A 15,761-nucleotide genomic window follows, 5' to 3' on the forward strand; every position below is an offset into this window, starting at 1 on the left:
TATGCACGATCCGTTCCATGACGCTCATTCCGGGGCCGAATCCTCCGCCACCACGCTGACCGGCACGCGTGCGGCCAGTGCGCACATCAGCTCGTAGCCGATGGTGCCGGCGGCGTGCGCGACCTCGTCGATCGGCAGCAGGCTGCCGTGCGGGCCACGGCCCCAGAGCGTGACCTCGCTGCCGATGTCGGCGTGCGGCACCGGGCTGAGGTCGACCGCCAGCATGTCCATCGACACCCGGCCGAGGGTGCGGGTGCGCACGCCGTCGACCAGCACGGGCGTGCCCGTGCCGGCATGGCGCGGGTAGCCGTCGGCATAGCCGCAGGCCACCACGCCGATGCGCAGCGGCGCGTCAGCCACGAAACTGCTGCCGTAGCCGACGCTGTCGCCGGCCTGCAGGTGCTGCACGCCGATCAGGCGCGAGCGCAGCGTCATGGCCGGTTGCAGGCCCCAGTGGGCGCTGTCGTGGGCGGGAAAGTCGGGCGCGCTGCCGTAGCTGAGGATGCCGCTGCGCACCCAGTCGGCACGCACGCCGGCTTGCGAGCCGTGGCGCAGGATGGCGGCGCTGTTGCTCAGCGTGCGCTCGCCGGGCAGGTCGCGCGTGGCGGCCTCGAACACCGCCATCTGCTGGGCGATGCCGTCGGCGCCGAAGCGGGTGCCGTCAGCGTCGGAGAAGTGCGTCATCAGCGAGATCTCGTCGACCTGCGGCAGCGCATTCAGCCGCGCCCAGGCGCTGCGGAAGGCCGCTGGCGTGAAGCCGAGCCGGTTCATGCCGCTGTTCATCTTGAGGAAGATGCGGTGCGGCTGGTGCGTCTTGTGCGCGGCCAGCCAGGCGATCTGCGCGTCGCAGTGCACGGCGTGCCAGAGGTTCAGGCGCGAGCACAGTTCCAGGTCGCGCGCCTCGAACGCGCCTTCGAGCAGCAGGATCGGCCCGCGCCAGCCGAGTGCGCGCACGCGCTGCGCCTCGGCCAGATCGAGCATCGCCAGACCGTCGGCACCCAGCACGCCGGGGTAGACGTGCTCGATGCCGTGGCCGTAGGCGTTGGCCTTGATCACGGCCCAGAGTCGGGCGTCGGGGGCCTGGGCGCGGGCGCGCCGCAGGTTGTGCGCGATGGCATCAGGGTCTATCAGGGCTTCGATCGGACGTGGCATGGTCCAATTTTGCCAGCGGCCACAAGCCGCGCGGCGGCGCCTGTGCCCTCCCGCAGGAAGGGGGGTTCCGGCTTCGACCGACAGGGTCGCGTGCTATAACCCGCCGCGTTTGTCTCGTCGCCCACACCCGCCATCTCACCTAAACACGACGTCCGAGGCCCCAGGCCCAGAGATGTCCAAACGACCCGCGCCGGATGAAAAAAGGCTTTCACACCATCATGTCAGCGCAGTTCTTCAGCTCGCTGGCTGACAACGCGCTGTTTGTGGCAGCGGTCGAACTGCTGCGCACCTCGGGTGCAGGCGAATGGCAACGCGCGGCGCTGGTGCCGATGTTTGCGCTGTTCTACGTGGTGCTCGCGCCGTTCGTGGGGGCGTTTGCCGACGCGGTGCCCAAGGGGCGGGTGATGTTCCTGTCCAACACCATCAAGGTGGTGGGCTGCCTGCTGATGCTGTTCGGCACCCACCCGCTGGCGGCCTACGCCATCGTCGGGCTGGGCGCGGCGGCTTATTCGCCGGCCAAGTACGGCATCCTGACCGAGCTGCTGCCGCCGTCGCAGCTGGTCAAGGCCAACGGCTGGATCGAGGGGCTGACGATTGCCTCGATCATCCTGGGCGTGCTGATGGGCGGGCAGTTGGTGGGTGCGCACATTTCGCCCTACCTGCTGGGCCTGGATCTGCCACTGATCGACACCGGCATCGACACGGCGCCCGAGGCGGCGATCGCCTCGCTGATCCTCTTCTACGTCATCGCCTCGGTCTTCAATCTCTACATTCCGCGCACCGGCGTGGAGCTGGTGCCGCTGCCGAACAAGCCCTTGGAACTGGTGCGCGACTTCTCGGTCTGCAACACCCGGCTGTGGACCGACAAGCTCGGCCAGATCTCGCTGGCCACCACGACGCTGTTCTGGGGCGTCTCGGGCAACCTGCGCTACATCGTGCTGGCCTGGGCGGCGGCGGCGCTGGGCTACAGCACCACGCAGGCCTCGTCGCTGGTGGGGGTGGTGGCCATCGGCACGGCGGTGGGCGCGGTGATCGCCTCCGTGGCGATGCGGCTGGAACACGCCCCCCGCGTCATTCCGCTGGGGGTGGCGATGGGGCTGCTGGTGGTGCTGATGAACTTCATCGACAACGTCTGGCTGGCGGCGCCCTTCCTGATCGTGCTGGGCGGGCTGGGCGGCTTCCTGGTCGTGCCCATGAATGCGCTGCTGCAGCACCGCGGCCACAACCTGATGGGCGCGGGCCGCTCGATTGCGGTGCAGAACTTCAACGAGCAGGCCTGCATCCTGGCGCTGGGTGCGTTCTATACCGGCATGACGCGTGGCGGCATGTCGGCGTTTGGCGCCATCACCATCTTCGGCCTGCTGGTGGCGGGCGTCATGGCGCTGATCGGCCGCTGGCACCGCCGCAACACGGTGCGTCACGCCGACGAACTGCAGCGCCTGCTGGCGCTGGCGCGCAGCGATGGCCACTGAGCCGCGCACATGAGCCGGCTGCTCACGGCCGGCACGCTGCCGGTGCTGGGCCTGCTGGTCAACGCCTTCGTCTGGGGCGTGTCGTGGTGGCCGCTGCGGCATCTGGAGTTGGCCGGCCTGCATCCGCTGTGGGCCACTACGCTGCTTTATGCGGTGGCGTCGGTCGTGATGATCGCGTGGCGCCCGTCCGGTCTGCGTGAGCTGTTCAACGCGCCCGCGCTGTGGGTGATCCTGCTGGCCTCGGGCGGCACCAACGCCTGCTTCAACTGGGCCGTGACCCTCGGCGAAGTCACCCGCGTGGTGCTGCTGTTCTATCTGGCGCCGCTGTGGATGGTGCTGCTGGCGCGCTGGCTGCTGGGCGAGCGCCTGCATGCCGGCGTGTGGCTGCGCGTGGCGCTGGCGCTGGCGGGCGCGGCCATCGTGCTGCTGGCCCAGCCGTCGCCGGACGCGGGCGCATCGGCCCGTCCCCCCAGCGCCCTGGCCGATGCGCTGGCGGTGCTGGGTGGCGTGATGTTCGCGCTGTTCAACGTGATGCTGCGGCGCGAGGCCGACCGGCCCGAGACCGGCCGCGCGCTGGCCATGTTCCTGGGCGGCGTGCTGGTGCCGGGCGCGGTGGCGCTGGTGGCCACGGCCTCAGGCGCAGAGGTGGCCTGGCCGCCGGTGCAGCACAGCGCCTGGCTGGGCTGGATCTGGCCGCTGCTGGCGCTGGCGGGCGCGTTTCTGCTGGCCAATCTGGCGCTGCAGTACGGTGCGGCACGGTTGCCGTCGCAGATCACGGCGGTGGTCATGCCCTCGGAGGTGGTGTTTGCCGCCGTTTCGGCCGCCTGGCTGGCGGGCGAAGTGTTGAGCGGTGCGGCGCTGCTGGGGGGCGCCTTGATCCTGGCGGCCACGCTGCTGGCGGCGCTGCCGCAGCGCCCGGTCAGTGCTGCAGGCTGAGTGCGGCTGACAAGGGAAACGGCGCAGTCGGCTCGAACACCCGCTCGAACGTGCGGTCGTGGCGCGCCAGCACCTTGAGCAGTTCGGTCTCGTCGAGCGGCATGCTCAGGTAGGCGTCGCAGCCGGCAAAGGTGGCGCGGATGCGGTCGATGGCGGCCAGCCGGTGCGCCAGCGCAATCACCACCGGCGCCACGCCGAGCAGCGTTGGGCGGCGCTTGATCAGGCGGCAGGCCTGGAAACCTTCCTGGCTGTTGTGCGCCAGGCCCAGAAAGACGAAGCCGTAGTCGTGCTGCCGCGTCAGGTGCAGCGCTTCCTTGACGTCGCGCGCCAGGTTGACGGGGTAGCCGTAGCGGTCGAGCAGGTCGCACAGCAGGCGGCGCTCGGCCGGGCTGCCGCTGACGACCAGCACTTCATCGAGCCGGGATTCGCCCTCGATCAGCACCGAGTTGCTGAAGCCCGAGCTGCGGTGAAAGTCCTGCACGTCCATCGCGTCCAGTGCCCACTGCTGCACCCTGCCGCTGGGCCGGTCCGGCCGGCGCGAGCCGGGCCGGTCGGTGCGGCGGCTGTTGTTGCGGCGCAGCGCCATGGCGTCCAGCGTGCGGCGCAACTGCAGCGCATCGATCGGGCGCGGCAGGCGCACGCCGCCGTTGCGCGGCGCATGCTTGCCGCCGATGAAGATGGTGTCGCGCACCCGGCCGGCGCGGCCGACGGCAAAGACCACGTCGGGCCGGTCGGCGTCGGCCACCACCAGGTCGCTGTGGCTCAGGTCGGCGCAGACCTGATAGGCGCTGGCGCTGCCGTCGCCCAGGCGGAAATAGCTCTCGAGCGTGGCGCGCTCGAAGCCGCTGAAACCGACGAAGGCCACCTGGTGCGGCGCGGGCATGAAAGACTCCAGAGAGTCCGGTGGGTGTCGGGTGACACGCGATGGCGGACAAGAAGGATTCTTCGATCCGGGCTGACCCCCGTCAAGGCAAGCACCCCCCTCAACACGGGTGGCTGGGGCCCAGGTTTTCGCGGGGGATGACGCCTCCGGCGCGCCGCCTTTGTCAGATCGGGCCGGGATCGTCCGCCTCGATAATCCGCCGCCTTGTCTTTGCGTTTCTGCGGACGTTTTTTGGAGTTTCAGATGTTCGAACATGTCGACGCCTATGCGGGCGATCCCATCCTCACGCTCAACGAGAATTTTCAGAAGGACGTGCGTCCGGGCAAGATCAACCTGTCGATCGGCATCTACTTCGACGACGCTGGCGCCCTGCCGGTGATGGGCGCGGTGCGCCGCGCCGAGGCGCAGATGCTGCAGCACATCGGCGCCAAGCCCTATCTGCCGATGGTGGGCGCCGCCAATTACCGCACCGAGGTGCAGAAGCTGCTGTTCGGCGCCGACCACGAGGCGCTGCGCAGCGGCCGCGTCGCCACCATCCAGACGCTGGGCGGCTCGGGCGGGCTGAAGGTGGGCGGCGATTTCCTGCGGCGCTACTTTCCGCAGTCGCAGGTCTGGGTCAGCGACCCCACCTGGGACAACCACCGCGCCATGTTCGAAGGCGCGGGTTTCGTGGTCAACACCTACCCGTACTACGACCCCGCCACCGGCGGCCTGCGCTTTGACGCCATGCTCGACGCCCTGCGCGGCCTGCCGCGCCACAGCATCGTGCTGCTGCACGCCTGCTGCCACAACCCGACCGGTGTCGATCTGACCGAGGCGCAATGGCGCGAGCTGATTCCGGTGTTGGCCGAGCGCGAGTTGCTGCCTTACCTGGACATCGCCTACCAGGGTTTTGGCGACGGCGTGGCGCAGGACGCGTTTGCCATCCGCGCGCTGGCCGATGCCGGCGTGGCGTTCTTCGTCGCCAACAGTTTCTCCAAGAGTTTTTCGCTCTACGGCGAGCGCTGCGGCGGCCTGAGCGTGGTCTGCCCGACGGCGGCCGAGGCGCAACTGGTGCTGGGCCAGCTGCAGGTGGCGATCCGCAAGAACTACTCCAGCCCGCCGACCCACGGCGGCCAGATCGTGGCGCGCGTGCTGGGCACACCGGAGTTGCGAGCCGAATGGGAGGCGGAGCTGGGCGCCATGCGCGAGCGCATCAAGGCCATGCGCCAGCAACTGCACGCGGTGCTGAGCGCCAAGCTGCCCGAGCGCGATTTCAGCTACTTCCTGACCCAGCGCGGCATGTTCAGCTACACCGGCCTGAGCGCGGAGCAGGTCGACCGCCTGCGGGAAGAGCAGGGCGTCTACCTGCTGCGCTCGGGCCGCATGTGCGTGGCCGGGCTCAACTCGGGCAACGTCGAGGCCACCGCGCAGGCGATGGCCCAGGTGCTGGCCGTCTGAGGCCGGCCGAGCCGGTCAGCGCTTGAGGGCGTCGCGGATCTCGCGCAGCAGCGTGATGTCCTCGGGCGTGGGGGCCGGCGCAGCAGGTGCGGCCGGTGCCGGCGCGCTCTTCATGCGGTTGATCTGCTTGACCATCATGAAGATGATGAACGCCAGGATCAGGAAGTTGAGCGCCACGGTGATGAAGTTGCCGTAGGCGAGCACCGCGCCTGCCTTCTTGGCTTCGACAAGCGTGGTGGCGGTCTGGCCGGCGAGCGGAATGAAGTAATTGCTGAAGTCCAGGCCGCCGAACACCTTGCTGACCAGCGGCATGATCACGTCGCCCACCAGCGAATCGACGATCTTGCCGAACGCGCCACCGATGATGACGCCCACGGCCAGATCGACCACATTGCCCTTGACGGCAAACTCCTTGAACTCGCTTGCGATGCCCATGCTGAAACTCCTGCGTGTTGGATGAAAAATCGGTCAGATTTTGCAATCTGACACCTGATGCGCAGTATTCACGCTCTGCCTTGGGTGTCAATGTCGAGGCGTGATGTTGTTTTTGGCGCAGTGCATGGCCCCGTTCCAGTATTGACGCGACAGTCAGGTCAGGGGAGGGACAGCCTCGGTCGACTAGAATCTCGGGTTGTCCCCATATCTGCCCCGGACCTTCTTTTCCCTGAGGATTCACATGAGTGACCAGCAAGTCGACCAGGCCAAGCGGACGTGGCTGATCGCGTCGGGCTGTGCCGGCGTTGTCGGCGGCGTTGCCACCGCGGTGCCTTTTGTCAGCACATTCACGCCCTCCGAGCGCGCCAAAGCAGCAGGCGCTGCCGTTGAAGTTGATATCAGCGGCATCAAGCCCGGCGAAAAGCTCACCGCCGAATGGCGTGGCAAGCCCGTGTGGATCGTGCGCCGCACGCCTGAACAACTGGCCGCGCTCCCGGCGCTCGACAGCCAGTTGGCGGACCCCAAGTCCGAGCGCAAGGCCTACCCGATCCCCGAGTACGCCAACAACCCTGCCCGGTCGATCAAGCCCGAGTACCTGGTGGTGGTCGGCATCTGCTCGCACCTGGGTTGCTCGCCGTCGGACAAGCTCCAGGCGGGTCCGCAGCCGTCGCTGCCCGATGATTGGCAAGGCGGTTTCCTCTGCCCGTGCCACGGTTCGACCTTCGACATGGCCGGCCGCGTCTTCAAGAACAAGCCGGCGCCAGACAACCTCGAAGTGCCGCCCCATATGTACCTGTCTGACGCCAAGCTGTTGATTGGCGAAGACAAGAAGGCCTAAGGAGCACGAGACACCATGGCTGAATTCAAGGAAGTCCCCGCGAACGCGCCCGCAGCAGCCAAGCTGCTGAACTGGGTCGACAACCGGTTCCCGGCAAGCAAGCTGTACAAGGAGCATCTCTCCGAGTATTACGCGCCGAAGAACTTCAACTTCTGGTATTTTTTCGGCTCGCTGGCACTCATGGTGCTGGTGATCCAGATCGTCACCGGCATTTTCCTGGTGATGCACTACAAGCCCGACGCCGCACTGGCGTTCGCCTCGGTCGAATACATCATGCGTGATGTGCCGTGGGGCTGGCTGATCCGCTACATGCACTCCACCGGCGCGTCGATGTTCTTCGTCGTGGTGTACCTGCACATGTTCCGCGGCCTGATCTACGGTTCCTACCGCAAGCCGCGCGAGCTGGTGTGGATCTTCGGCTGTGCGATCTTCCTGTGCCTGATGGCCGAAGCCTTCATGGGCTATCTGTTGCCCTGGGGTCAGATGTCGTACTGGGGCGCGCAGGTGATCGTGAACCTGTTCGCCGCAGTGCCTTTCGTTGGTGAAGACCTGGCGCTGCTGATCCGTGGTGATTACGTCGTCGGCGATGCCACCCTGAACCGCTTCTTCAGCTTCCACGTCATTGCCGTGCCGCTGGTGCTGCTGGGCCTGGTGGTTGCGCACATCATTGCGCTGCACGAAGTGGGTTCGAACAACCCCGATGGCGTCGAGATCAAGGGCCCGAAGGCGCCGAAGGATGCCGCCGGCCATCCCTTGGATGGCATTCCGTTCCACCCCTACTACTCGGTCCATGACCTGATGGGCGTGACGGTGTTCCTGATGGTCTTTACCGCGATCATCTTCTTTGCACCGGAGCTGGGTGGCTACTTCCTGGAGTACAACAACTTCATCCCGGCCGACCCGTTCAAGACGCCTGCGCACATCGCACCGGTCTGGTACTTCACGCCGTTCTACTCGATGCTGCGTGCGACCACCGACACGATGGTCAACGTGCTGTGCCTGATCGTCGGCCTCGGTGCGGTTGCGACCGTGCTCAAGGGTCGCCTGTCCGGCAAGGCCAAGCTGGCGGTGCTGGTGGGTGCCGTGGTGGCGGTGGCGCTGCTCAAGACTTTCGATGCCAAGTTCTGGGGTGTGGTGGTCATGGGTGGTGCAGTCGTCATCCTGTTCTTCCTGCCGTGGCTGGATCACAGCAAGGTCAAGTCCATCCGCTATCGCCCGGACTGGCACAAGTACATGTACGGCGTATTCGTGGTGTTCTTCATCGCGCTGGGCTACCTGGGCATTCAGCCGCCGTCAGACATCGGCACGCTGGTCGCACAGATCGGCACGCTGTTCTACTTCGGCTTCTTCCTGTTGATGCCCTGGTGGAGTCAGATCGGCACGTTCAAGCCGGTGCCTGACCGCGTGACCTTCGCCCCTCACTGAACCTCAGCGCACGGAGCAACAAGATCATGAAAAAGCGCATCGTCTCCCTGCTGGCGGCTCTGCTGACCGGCCTCGCCTTCATCACGCCAGGCGCATTTGCAGCCACCGGCGGCGCCCCCTGGGACAAGTTCCCCGAGGAAAAGCTGCACGACACCGCCGCGCTGCAAAACGGCGCCAAGCTGTTCGTCAACTACTGCCTCAACTGCCACTCCGCGGCCTACATGCGCTACAACCGCCTGCAGGACATCGGTCTGAGCAACGAGCAGATCAAGGCCAACCTGCTGTTTGCAGGCGACAAGGTCGGCGAGACCATGAAGGTTTCTCTCGACCCCAAGCAGGCCAAGGACTGGTTTGGTGCCACGCCGCCTGACCTGACCGTCATCGCACGCTCGCGTGCCGGCGCTCAGGGCAGCGGTGCAGACTACCTCTACACCTATCTGCGCACCTACTACCGCGACGACACCAAGGCCACCGGCTGGAACAACCTGGCTTTCCCCAGCGTTGCGATGCCGCACGTCCTGTGGGAACTGCAAGGCCAGCGCCGCGCGGTGTATGTCGAGGAAAAAGACGCTCACGACCCTGCCAAGATGGTTCATACCTTCAAGGGCTTCGAGCAGATCACGCCAGGCAAGCTGTCGGCGCAGGATTACGACAGCTCGGTCGGCGATCTGGTCGCGTATCTGCAATGGATGGGTGAGCCCGCACAGAGCCAGCGCGTCAAGCTTGGCGTCTGGGTGCTGATCTTCCTGTCCATCTTCACGCTGGTGGCATGGCGCCTGAACGCCGCCTACTGGAAAGACGTGAAGTGATTCCAGGCTGACCCGCGCGGGGCGATTCCCGCACGGCGTCCTTCGCGCAGGGTGCTTTCGGGCCTCTGCGCGCTTTGTTTTTTTGAGACTTGATCAGGAGCGACCCCCGCCATGATGGTGCTTTACTCCGGGACCACCTGCCCGTACTCACATCGCTGCCGTTTCGTGTTGTTCGAGAAGGGCATGGATTTCGAGATCCGCGACGTCGATCTCTACGCCAAGCCTGAAGACATCGCGCTGATGAACCCGTACAACGAGGTGCCCATCCTCGTCGAACGCGAACTCATCCTGTATGAATCGCACATCATCAACGAGTACATCGACGAGCGCTTCCCGCATCCGCAGCTGATGCCCGGCGATCCGGTGGCCCGTGCGCGCGTGCGCCTGTTCCTCTTCAACTTCGAGAAGGAACTCTTCACGCACGTCAACACCATCGAAGGCCGCGGCGTCGCCAAGGGTAACGAGAAGCAACTGGAGAAGGCCCGCGCCCACATTCGCGACCGCCTGACCCAGCTCGCGCCGATCTTCCTGAAGAACAAGTACATGCTGGGCGACGACTTCTCGATGCTCGACGTGGCCATCGCGCCGCTGCTGTGGCGCCTGGACTACTACGGCATCGACCTGTCCAAGAACGCGGCACCGCTGCTGAAGTACGCCGAGCGCATCTTCTCGCGCCCGGCTTACATCGAAGCGCTGACCCCGTCCGAAAAAGTCATGCGCAAGTAAGACGCCCGGACTCACGCCAGCGAGATCGCCATGTCCTTACCCGTTGGCCCTGATGCTCAGGGCACCTCGACCCGTCCTTACCTGATCCGTGCCCTGCACGAATGGTGCTCCGACAACGGCTACACGCCTTACCTGGCGGTGGCGGTGGACGCCAGCGTGCGGGTGCCCATGGAGTACGTCAAGAACGGCGAGATCGTGCTCAACGTCGCGTTCGACGCCACCAAGGGCCTGCGCCTGGGCAATGAATTCATCGAGTTCAGCGCCCGCTTCAGCGGCACCGCGCGTGAAATCGTGGTGCCGATCGATCACGTCATCGCGATCTACGCACGCGAAAACGGTCAAGGCATGGCGTTCCCGATGCCCAGTGAAACCGCAGACGAGCCAGAGACTGAAGAAGCGGCGCCCGCCGCGTCCAACGTCACCGGCTTGCGTCTGGCAGGTACGCCTGCACCCGAAGATCAGACCGAAGCCGGTTCGTCGGAAGACGGGGACGGCGATGAGCCCACGCCCCAACCCCCTTCGGGCCGGCCCTCGCTCAAGCGCATCAAATAGCGCGTTGACTCAGTACAATCGCAGCGTTTTCTGAAGGCTTGCCGGCTTAGCTCAGTTGGTAGAGCACCCGCCTTGTAAGCGGAAGGTCGTCCGTTCGATTCGGACAGCCGGCACCACCTCAAGCCTTCACGGGAGCATCTCACCTCTCCCGTATGCCCCACCGGATCCGTCCCACCCCATTCTCCAAGCGTCGCTGGATGCGTGCGCTCTGGATGCTGGCAGGGACGATCAGTCTGTTGCTCGGGGCCATCGGCATCTTCCTGCCGCTGTTGCCCACCACTCCCTTTGTCTTGCTGGCCGCTGCCTGTTTTTCGCGTGGCAGTGAGCGCTGGGACCGCTGGCTGCTGAATCACCCTCGTTTCGGCCCCATGGTGCGTGACTGGCGCGAGCAGCGTGCCGTGCCGCTGCGCGCCAAGCAGCTGGCCGTGACCATGATGACGTTGGGCTCTGCCGTGGCAGCGTGGCGTCTGCCGACGCTCAAGTGGCTGCCGGCCGTCTGCTGCGCGGCCGTGGCGATCTGGCTGTGGCGTTTGCCGACGCGTCAGGCCGAGGCCTCATCGGACTCGTCGTCAAACAGCGACAAGGTGTAGGGATCGGTCGTGTCTGAGGCTTCCTGAGGCCGGCTCAGGTTGCCGACCCTCACGCCGAGCAGGCGCAGGCGCTGCGTCAGCGGCACCCGCTTGAGGCACTGACTGGCGGCCTGCCGGATCACGCGGCCATCTGCCGTGGGGGATTCCAGCGTGTGGTCACGCGTGACGGTGCGAAAGTCGTCGAAGCGCAGCTTGATGCCGATGGTGCGCCCCACATAGCCCTTGCGCTGCAGGTCCTCGCCCACGCGCCGGCAAAGGTCGGTGAAAAGCTGGCCGAGCCGTTCGCGGTCGGCGCGGGGGTGCAGATCGCGCTCGAAGGTGGTTTCGCGGCTCATGGACACCGGCTCGCTTTCAGTCACCAGCGGGCGGTCGTCGCGCCCGTGCGCGGCCTCATGCAGCCAGCGGCCCTGGCTGCTGCCGAAGTGCTGCATCAGCCATTCCAATGGTCGCGCCGCCAACTCGCCGATGGTGTGCACGCCCAGCTCGTCGAGTCTGGCGCCTGCCTTGGGCCCCACGCCATGGATGCGCCGCACGGGCAGCGGCCAGATGCGCGCCGGCACGTCGCCGGCCATCACCACGGTCAGGCCATCGGGCTTGTCCAAGTCGCTGCAGATCTTGGCCAGCAGCTTGTTGGGCGCCAGGCCGATCGAGCAGCTCAGGCCCGTGAGGCGCCGTACGTTGTCCTTGATCTGTTGGGCCAGCGCGCGCGCGCCGCCGAGCGCGTCACCGCCGGCCACATCCCAGGCGCCAGCCACGGCGCCGAGGTCGATGTAGATCTCATCAATCCCCCGGTCTTCAATGCGCGGCGCCAATTCCGCCACGGCGCCCTTAAAAAGTCGCGACAGACGCCGATATTCATCAAAGTCTGCTGGCAGCAGGATGGCCTGCGGCGCCAGCGCGGCGGCTTTCATCAGGCCCATGCCGGAGTGGATGCCGTGCGCGCGCGCTTCGTAGGTGGCGGTGGTGACGACGCCGCGCCCGGTGTAGCTGCCCAGCCGGGGCCAGTCTTCGCCCGGTGTCCAGGCACTGGCTTGGCGTCCGCCGATCACCACGGGCAGCCCGCACAACGTCGGGCGGCGCAGCAACTCCACGGACGCATAAAACGCGTCCATGTCCAGATGCGCGATCAGTCGGCTGGGCAGGGGCGAGGGCATGCCGGAATTGTCCTCTGCGGGCGTGCACAGAAAGTGGGCAGCAAGGGCTTGCAAGTTCACCCAATAAATGGGATGATTTCCCATATGGAAGCAAGAGGCTTCCTCCGCACCGAAACCAACACCCTGTTTCAACCTCCACGCCAAGGAAGCCATCATGCAAAACGCCACTTCTCACCATCCCCTCCGTGCCCGTCCGGCGCTTCAACTGGTCGCAACGGTGCTTGCGGCTGCGGTTGTGGCCGCTTGCGGGGGTGGCGGCGGTGAGGTCGGTACCAACGGGTCGTCGGGCGTGACGCTGGTCTCCAGTGCATCGAAGAGCGTGGCCACCGGCACGGTGAGCGGGTTCGGTTCGATCATCGTCAACGGCGTGCGCTATGAAACCAGCGGCTCGAATCTGGTCCGTGACGATGACGGTGTCTCGGTCAGCTGTGGCGGCGATGACAACTGCGGTCTCAAGCTCGGCATGGAAGTCGAGATCGAGGCCGGCCAGATCACCCGCCGATCTGATGACAGCAGCGCCACGCCGTCGTCCACCGCCACGCGCATCAACTTTGGTTCATCGATCCTCGGTCTGGTCGACAGCATCGGCACCGACCAGTGGGTGGTTCTGGGCCAGACGATCAACCTCACCAGCACGACCATCGTGTCGGGCACGGCTGCGACCAATTCGGTGGTGGAAGTGCACGGTCTGCTGGACAAGGTCACGGGCGTGATCACCGCCACCCGCATCGAGGTCAAGAGCAGCAGCGTGCCGGCCTACCGCCTGCGCGGCCAGGTCACGGACATCGATACGGCAGCCGGCACGGCGCTGTTGGGCGGCCAGCTTGTTTCCTTTGCGGGGCTGACCAACGGCCTGACGGGCCTTGTCAACGGCCAATACATCCGCGTCAAGCTTGCGACCACCAAGAATGGCGCAGGAGCCTGGGTGGCGCAGTCGATCAAGTCGAACGAGCGCAAGCTCGGCAGCGATGACAACGGCAGTCACTCCGAACTGGAAGGCCTGATTGAAAGCCTGATCACCACGGCGGGTGTCACCACGGGCTTCGTGGTCAACGGCAGCACCGTGACGCTGCCCAGCGGCTTCAGCAACTATGAGCACGGCGGGGCTGCAGGCCTGGTGGTGGGTGCTCGTGTCGAGGTGGAAGGCAATGTGGTCGACGGCGCTCTGGTGCCCAGCAAGATCGAGTTCAAGAGCGCCAAGAAGCGCTCGGAGCGTGGCTCTGACGACAGCTCGAGTTCCAGCTCCAGTGCCAACGAGTTCGAGTTCCACGGCGCCATCACCAACCTGACCGCCACCACTTTTGTGCTGCGCGGGGTGACTTTCGATTTCAGCAACGCGGCTGCCGTGAGCTTCCCCAAGGGGGGCTCGCTCGCTGACTTGGCCGCCTGGGCGAGCAGCAGCATTCGTGTCGAAGCCAAGGGCTACCTGATGGCCGATGGCCCGACAGTCAAGCTGGTGCGCATCAAGCGCGATAACGACTGATGCCTGGACGCCGCTGCGGTGGCAGTGCCTGAGTTTCCTTTCGCGCCTGAAACCCCCTGATCGGCGCACACGACCCCCAGACTCTCTGCGGGGTCGTTTTTTTTCGTCGGCGCGGCAGCGGTCCGCCTGCCTAGAATCAGACTCATGATTTCGCGCGAACCCACCATCGAACGCCTGGCCACAGCCCGTCAACTTTTGCTGGAGCCGTATGGCCTGAGCGAGGCCACGCTTACCCAGGCGCTCAACCTGCTGTCAGCCCACAAGGTCGATGACGCGGACCTGTACTTCCAGTACACCCGCAGCGAGGGCTGGAGCCTAGAAGAGGGCATCGTCAAGAGCGGCAGCTTCAGCATCGACCAGGGCGTGGGTGTGCGGGCGGTGGCGGGCGAGAAAACGGCGTTCGCCTACTCGGACGACATTTCCGAGGCGGCGCTGATGGACGCGGCGCGCACGGTGCGCACCATCGCCGCCGCCGGCCAGAGCCGGCGCATCAAGATCGACACGCCGCAGGTGATTGCGCCCAGCCGCAACCTCTATGGCCAGTTCGACCCGATCGCCTCGCTCGACAGCACGCAGAAGGTCGCGCTGCTGGAGCGTGTGGAGAAGATGGCGCGCGCCAAGGACCCGCGCATCGTGCAGGTCATGGCCAGCGTGGCCGGCGAGTACGACGTGGTGCTGATCGCCCGCGCCGACGGCACGCTGGCCGCCGACGTGCGCCCGCTGGTGCGCCTGTCGGTGACGGTGATTGCCGAGCAGAACGGCCGGCGCGAGGTCGGCTCCTCCGGCGGCGGCGGTCGCTACGGGCTGGACTATTTCCATGACGGCCTGCTGCAGCGCTACGTCGACCAGGCCACCCACGCCGCGCTCACCAATCTGGAAAGCCGCCCTGCGCCTGCCGGTGAGATGACGGTGGTGCTGGGCTCGGGCTGGCCCGGCATCCTGCTGCACGAGGCGGTCGGCCACGGGCTGGAAGGCGACTTCAACCGCAAGAAGTCCAGCACCTTCTCGGGCCGCATCGGCCAGCGCGTGGCGGCCAAGGGCGTGACGGTGCTCGACGACGGCACGATTGCCGACCGGCGCGGCTCGCTCAACATCGACGATGAAGGCTGCCCGACCCAGCGCAACGTGCTGATCGAAGACGGCATCCTCAAGGGCTACATCCAGGACTCGATGAACGCGCGCCTCATGAAGACCGCGCCCACCGGTAACGGCCGGCGCGAGAGCTACGCGCACACGCCGATGCCGCGCATGACCAACACCTACATGCTGGCGGGCGACAAGCCGCCCGAGGAAATCATCGCCAGCATCGACCGTGGCCTGTACGCCACCAACTTCGGCGGCGGGCAGGTGGACATCACCAGCGGCAAGTTCGTTTTCTCTGCCAGTGAGGCCTACTGGGTCGAGAAGGGCAAGATCCTCTACCCGGTCAAGGGCGCCACGCTGATCGGCAATGGCCCCGACGCCATGACGCGCGTCAGCATGGTCGGCAATGACCTGGAACTGGACCCCGGCGTCGGCACCTGCGGCAAGGATGGCCAGAGCGTGCCAGTGGGCGTGGGCCAGCCGACGCTGCGCATTGACGGCCTGACGGTGGGCGGCACGGCTTGAAATAGGCCACAGGCCTGAATTGCTGCTCCGCACAAACCCGCAGCTGTTCTGTCAAACGCCCGTGCTACATTTTTCAGTGATGAGTCACGCAGCCGTTTTCTTCTTTAGCTACTTTTGGTTCTCGCACCGCACCGGCGGCGGAGAGGCACGAGCGTAGGCAAGAAGCAAGACGCACGAGACTCCCAGAGACCGCCGGTAGCCCCGGCGGTTTTTTTTCGCCCGATCACTTCCTTGTCTTACCTTCCTTCACGTTTCAAC

15 protein-coding genes and 1 tRNA gene are annotated in these 15,761 nt (G+C 66.0%); 12 read left to right on the forward strand and 4 right to left on the reverse strand.

Going from position 1 to position 15,761, the window contains the following annotated elements; translation table 11 throughout:
* Positions 1-24: 24 nt before the first annotated feature.
* Complete coding sequence (alr, locus tag AC5IG3_RS02865; protein ID WP_491904764.1) at positions 25-1,152, reverse strand: alanine racemase; 1,128 nt, start codon at positions 1,150-1,152, stop codon at positions 25-27.
* 194 nt (positions 1,153-1,346) lie between these two features.
* Between alr and lplT the strand changes: the two genes are divergently transcribed.
* Both lplT and AC5IG3_RS02875 read left to right on the forward strand, forming a co-directional pair.
* Positions 1,347-2,624 carry a lysophospholipid transporter LplT gene (lplT, locus tag AC5IG3_RS02870; protein WP_491904765.1) on the forward strand — a complete coding sequence of 426 codons (1,278 nt, stop codon included), beginning with the start codon at positions 1,347-1,349 and terminating at the stop codon, positions 2,622-2,624.
* A 9-nt stretch (positions 2,625-2,633) separates the two neighbouring features.
* The gene (locus tag AC5IG3_RS02875) at positions 2,634-3,560 is read left to right on the forward strand and encodes a DMT family transporter (RefSeq protein ID WP_491904766.1); all 927 of its coding nucleotides are present in this window, start codon (positions 2,634-2,636) and stop codon (positions 3,558-3,560) included.
* Here AC5IG3_RS02875 and AC5IG3_RS02880 read toward each other — a convergent pair.
* Positions 3,544-4,443 (reverse strand): response regulator, encoded by a 900-nt coding sequence (locus AC5IG3_RS02880; protein WP_491904767.1) that lies wholly within the window; start codon positions 4,441-4,443, stop codon positions 3,544-3,546. The two genes, AC5IG3_RS02875 and AC5IG3_RS02880, sit on opposite strands and share 17 nt — an antisense overlap.
* 243 nt (positions 4,444-4,686) lie before the next feature.
* Between AC5IG3_RS02880 and AC5IG3_RS02885 the strand changes: the two genes are divergently transcribed.
* Positions 4,687-5,883: an amino acid aminotransferase gene (locus AC5IG3_RS02885; protein WP_491904768.1), complete on the forward strand. Its 1,197-nt coding sequence runs from the start codon at positions 4,687-4,689 to the stop codon at positions 5,881-5,883.
* A gap of 15 nt (positions 5,884-5,898) precedes the next feature.
* On the opposite strand, the gene mscL is transcribed toward AC5IG3_RS02885, so the two are convergent.
* Positions 5,899-6,318, reverse strand: a complete 420-nt coding sequence (gene mscL, locus AC5IG3_RS02890; RefSeq protein WP_491904769.1) for a large conductance mechanosensitive channel protein MscL — start codon at positions 6,316-6,318, stop codon at positions 5,899-5,901.
* 241 nt (positions 6,319-6,559) lie between these two features.
* Between mscL and petA the strand changes: the two genes are divergently transcribed.
* From petA to AC5IG3_RS02925, 7 genes are all read left to right on the forward strand, one after another.
* Positions 6,560-7,156, forward strand: a complete 597-nt coding sequence (gene petA, locus AC5IG3_RS02895; protein WP_491904770.1) for a ubiquinol-cytochrome c reductase iron-sulfur subunit — start codon at positions 6,560-6,562, stop codon at positions 7,154-7,156.
* A 15-nt stretch (positions 7,157-7,171) separates the two neighbouring features.
* Positions 7,172-8,581, forward strand: coding sequence for a cytochrome b (locus tag AC5IG3_RS02900; protein WP_491904771.1), 1,410 nt, complete (start codon positions 7,172-7,174; stop codon positions 8,579-8,581).
* Between the two features lie 26 nt (positions 8,582-8,607).
* Positions 8,608-9,390 carry a cytochrome c1 gene (locus tag AC5IG3_RS02905; protein WP_491904772.1) on the forward strand — a complete coding sequence of 261 codons (783 nt, stop codon included), beginning with the start codon at positions 8,608-8,610 and terminating at the stop codon, positions 9,388-9,390.
* 111 nt (positions 9,391-9,501) lie between these two features.
* A complete protein-coding gene (locus tag AC5IG3_RS02910; protein WP_491904773.1) occupies positions 9,502-10,116 on the forward strand; it encodes a glutathione S-transferase N-terminal domain-containing protein in 615 nt (204 codons plus the stop codon).
* 30 nt (positions 10,117-10,146) lie between these two features.
* A complete protein-coding gene (locus AC5IG3_RS02915; protein ID WP_491904774.1) occupies positions 10,147-10,668 on the forward strand; it encodes a ClpXP protease specificity-enhancing factor in 522 nt (173 codons plus the stop codon).
* Between the two features lie 40 nt (positions 10,669-10,708).
* A tRNA-Thr gene (locus AC5IG3_RS02920) sits at positions 10,709-10,784 on the forward strand.
* 36 nt (positions 10,785-10,820) lie between these two features.
* Positions 10,821-11,258, forward strand: coding sequence for a YbaN family protein (locus AC5IG3_RS02925; protein ID WP_491904775.1), 438 nt, complete (start codon positions 10,821-10,823; stop codon positions 11,256-11,258).
* On the opposite strand, the gene dinB is transcribed toward AC5IG3_RS02925, so the two are convergent.
* Positions 11,210-12,412, reverse strand: a complete 1,203-nt coding sequence (gene dinB, locus AC5IG3_RS02930) for a DNA polymerase IV (RefSeq protein WP_491904776.1) — start codon at positions 12,410-12,412, stop codon at positions 11,210-11,212. The two genes, AC5IG3_RS02925 and dinB, sit on opposite strands and share 49 nt — an antisense overlap.
* 154 nt (positions 12,413-12,566) lie before the next feature.
* Between dinB and AC5IG3_RS02935 the strand changes: the two genes are divergently transcribed.
* Both AC5IG3_RS02935 and tldD read left to right on the forward strand, forming a co-directional pair.
* Positions 12,567-13,895 carry a DUF5666 domain-containing protein gene (locus tag AC5IG3_RS02935; protein ID WP_491904777.1) on the forward strand — a complete coding sequence of 443 codons (1,329 nt, stop codon included), beginning with the start codon at positions 12,567-12,569 and terminating at the stop codon, positions 13,893-13,895.
* Positions 13,896-14,039: 144 nt separating this feature from the next.
* Positions 14,040-15,503: a metalloprotease TldD gene (tldD, locus tag AC5IG3_RS02940; RefSeq protein ID WP_491904778.1), complete on the forward strand. Its 1,464-nt coding sequence runs from the start codon at positions 14,040-14,042 to the stop codon at positions 15,501-15,503.
* Positions 15,504-15,761: the final 258 nt, after the last annotated feature.

The sequence above is a fragment of the Leptothrix sp. (in: b-proteobacteria) genome, assembly GCF_965250675.1.
GTDB lineage: Bacteria > Pseudomonadota > Gammaproteobacteria > Burkholderiales > Burkholderiaceae_C > Sphaerotilus.

Bases quoted from the DNA above. Each gene is read 5' to 3' on its own strand.
- dinB (WP_491904776.1), bottom strand. From the start codon at position 12,412: ATGCCCTCGCCCCTGCCCAGCCGACTGATCGCGCATCTGGACATGGAC.
- AC5IG3_RS02900 (WP_491904771.1), top strand. From the start codon at position 7,172: ATGGCTGAATTCAAGGAAGTCCCCGCGAACGCGCCCGCAGCAGCCAAG.
- AC5IG3_RS02910 (WP_491904773.1), top strand. From the start codon at position 9,502: ATGATGGTGCTTTACTCCGGGACCACCTGCCCGTACTCACATCGCTGC.
- AC5IG3_RS02905 (WP_491904772.1), top strand. From the start codon at position 8,608: ATGAAAAAGCGCATCGTCTCCCTGCTGGCGGCTCTGCTGACCGGCCTC.
- AC5IG3_RS02885 (WP_491904768.1), top strand. From the start codon at position 4,687: ATGTTCGAACATGTCGACGCCTATGCGGGCGATCCCATCCTCACGCTC.
- alr (WP_491904764.1), bottom strand. From the start codon at position 1,152: ATGCCACGTCCGATCGAAGCCCTGATAGACCCTGATGCCATCGCGCAC.
- AC5IG3_RS02925 (WP_491904775.1), top strand. From the start codon at position 10,821: ATGCCCCACCGGATCCGTCCCACCCCATTCTCCAAGCGTCGCTGGATG.
- petA (WP_491904770.1), top strand. From the start codon at position 6,560: ATGAGTGACCAGCAAGTCGACCAGGCCAAGCGGACGTGGCTGATCGCG.
- AC5IG3_RS02935 (WP_491904777.1), top strand. From the start codon at position 12,567: ATGCAAAACGCCACTTCTCACCATCCCCTCCGTGCCCGTCCGGCGCTT.
- AC5IG3_RS02875 (WP_491904766.1), top strand. From the start codon at position 2,634: ATGAGCCGGCTGCTCACGGCCGGCACGCTGCCGGTGCTGGGCCTGCTG.
- mscL (WP_491904769.1), bottom strand. From the start codon at position 6,318: ATGGGCATCGCAAGCGAGTTCAAGGAGTTTGCCGTCAAGGGCAATGTG.
- tldD (WP_491904778.1), top strand. From the start codon at position 14,040: ATGATTTCGCGCGAACCCACCATCGAACGCCTGGCCACAGCCCGTCAA.
- lplT (WP_491904765.1), top strand. From the start codon at position 1,347: ATGAAAAAAGGCTTTCACACCATCATGTCAGCGCAGTTCTTCAGCTCG.
- AC5IG3_RS02880 (WP_491904767.1), bottom strand. From the start codon at position 4,443: ATGCCCGCGCCGCACCAGGTGGCCTTCGTCGGTTTCAGCGGCTTCGAG.
- AC5IG3_RS02915 (WP_491904774.1), top strand. From the start codon at position 10,147: ATGTCCTTACCCGTTGGCCCTGATGCTCAGGGCACCTCGACCCGTCCT.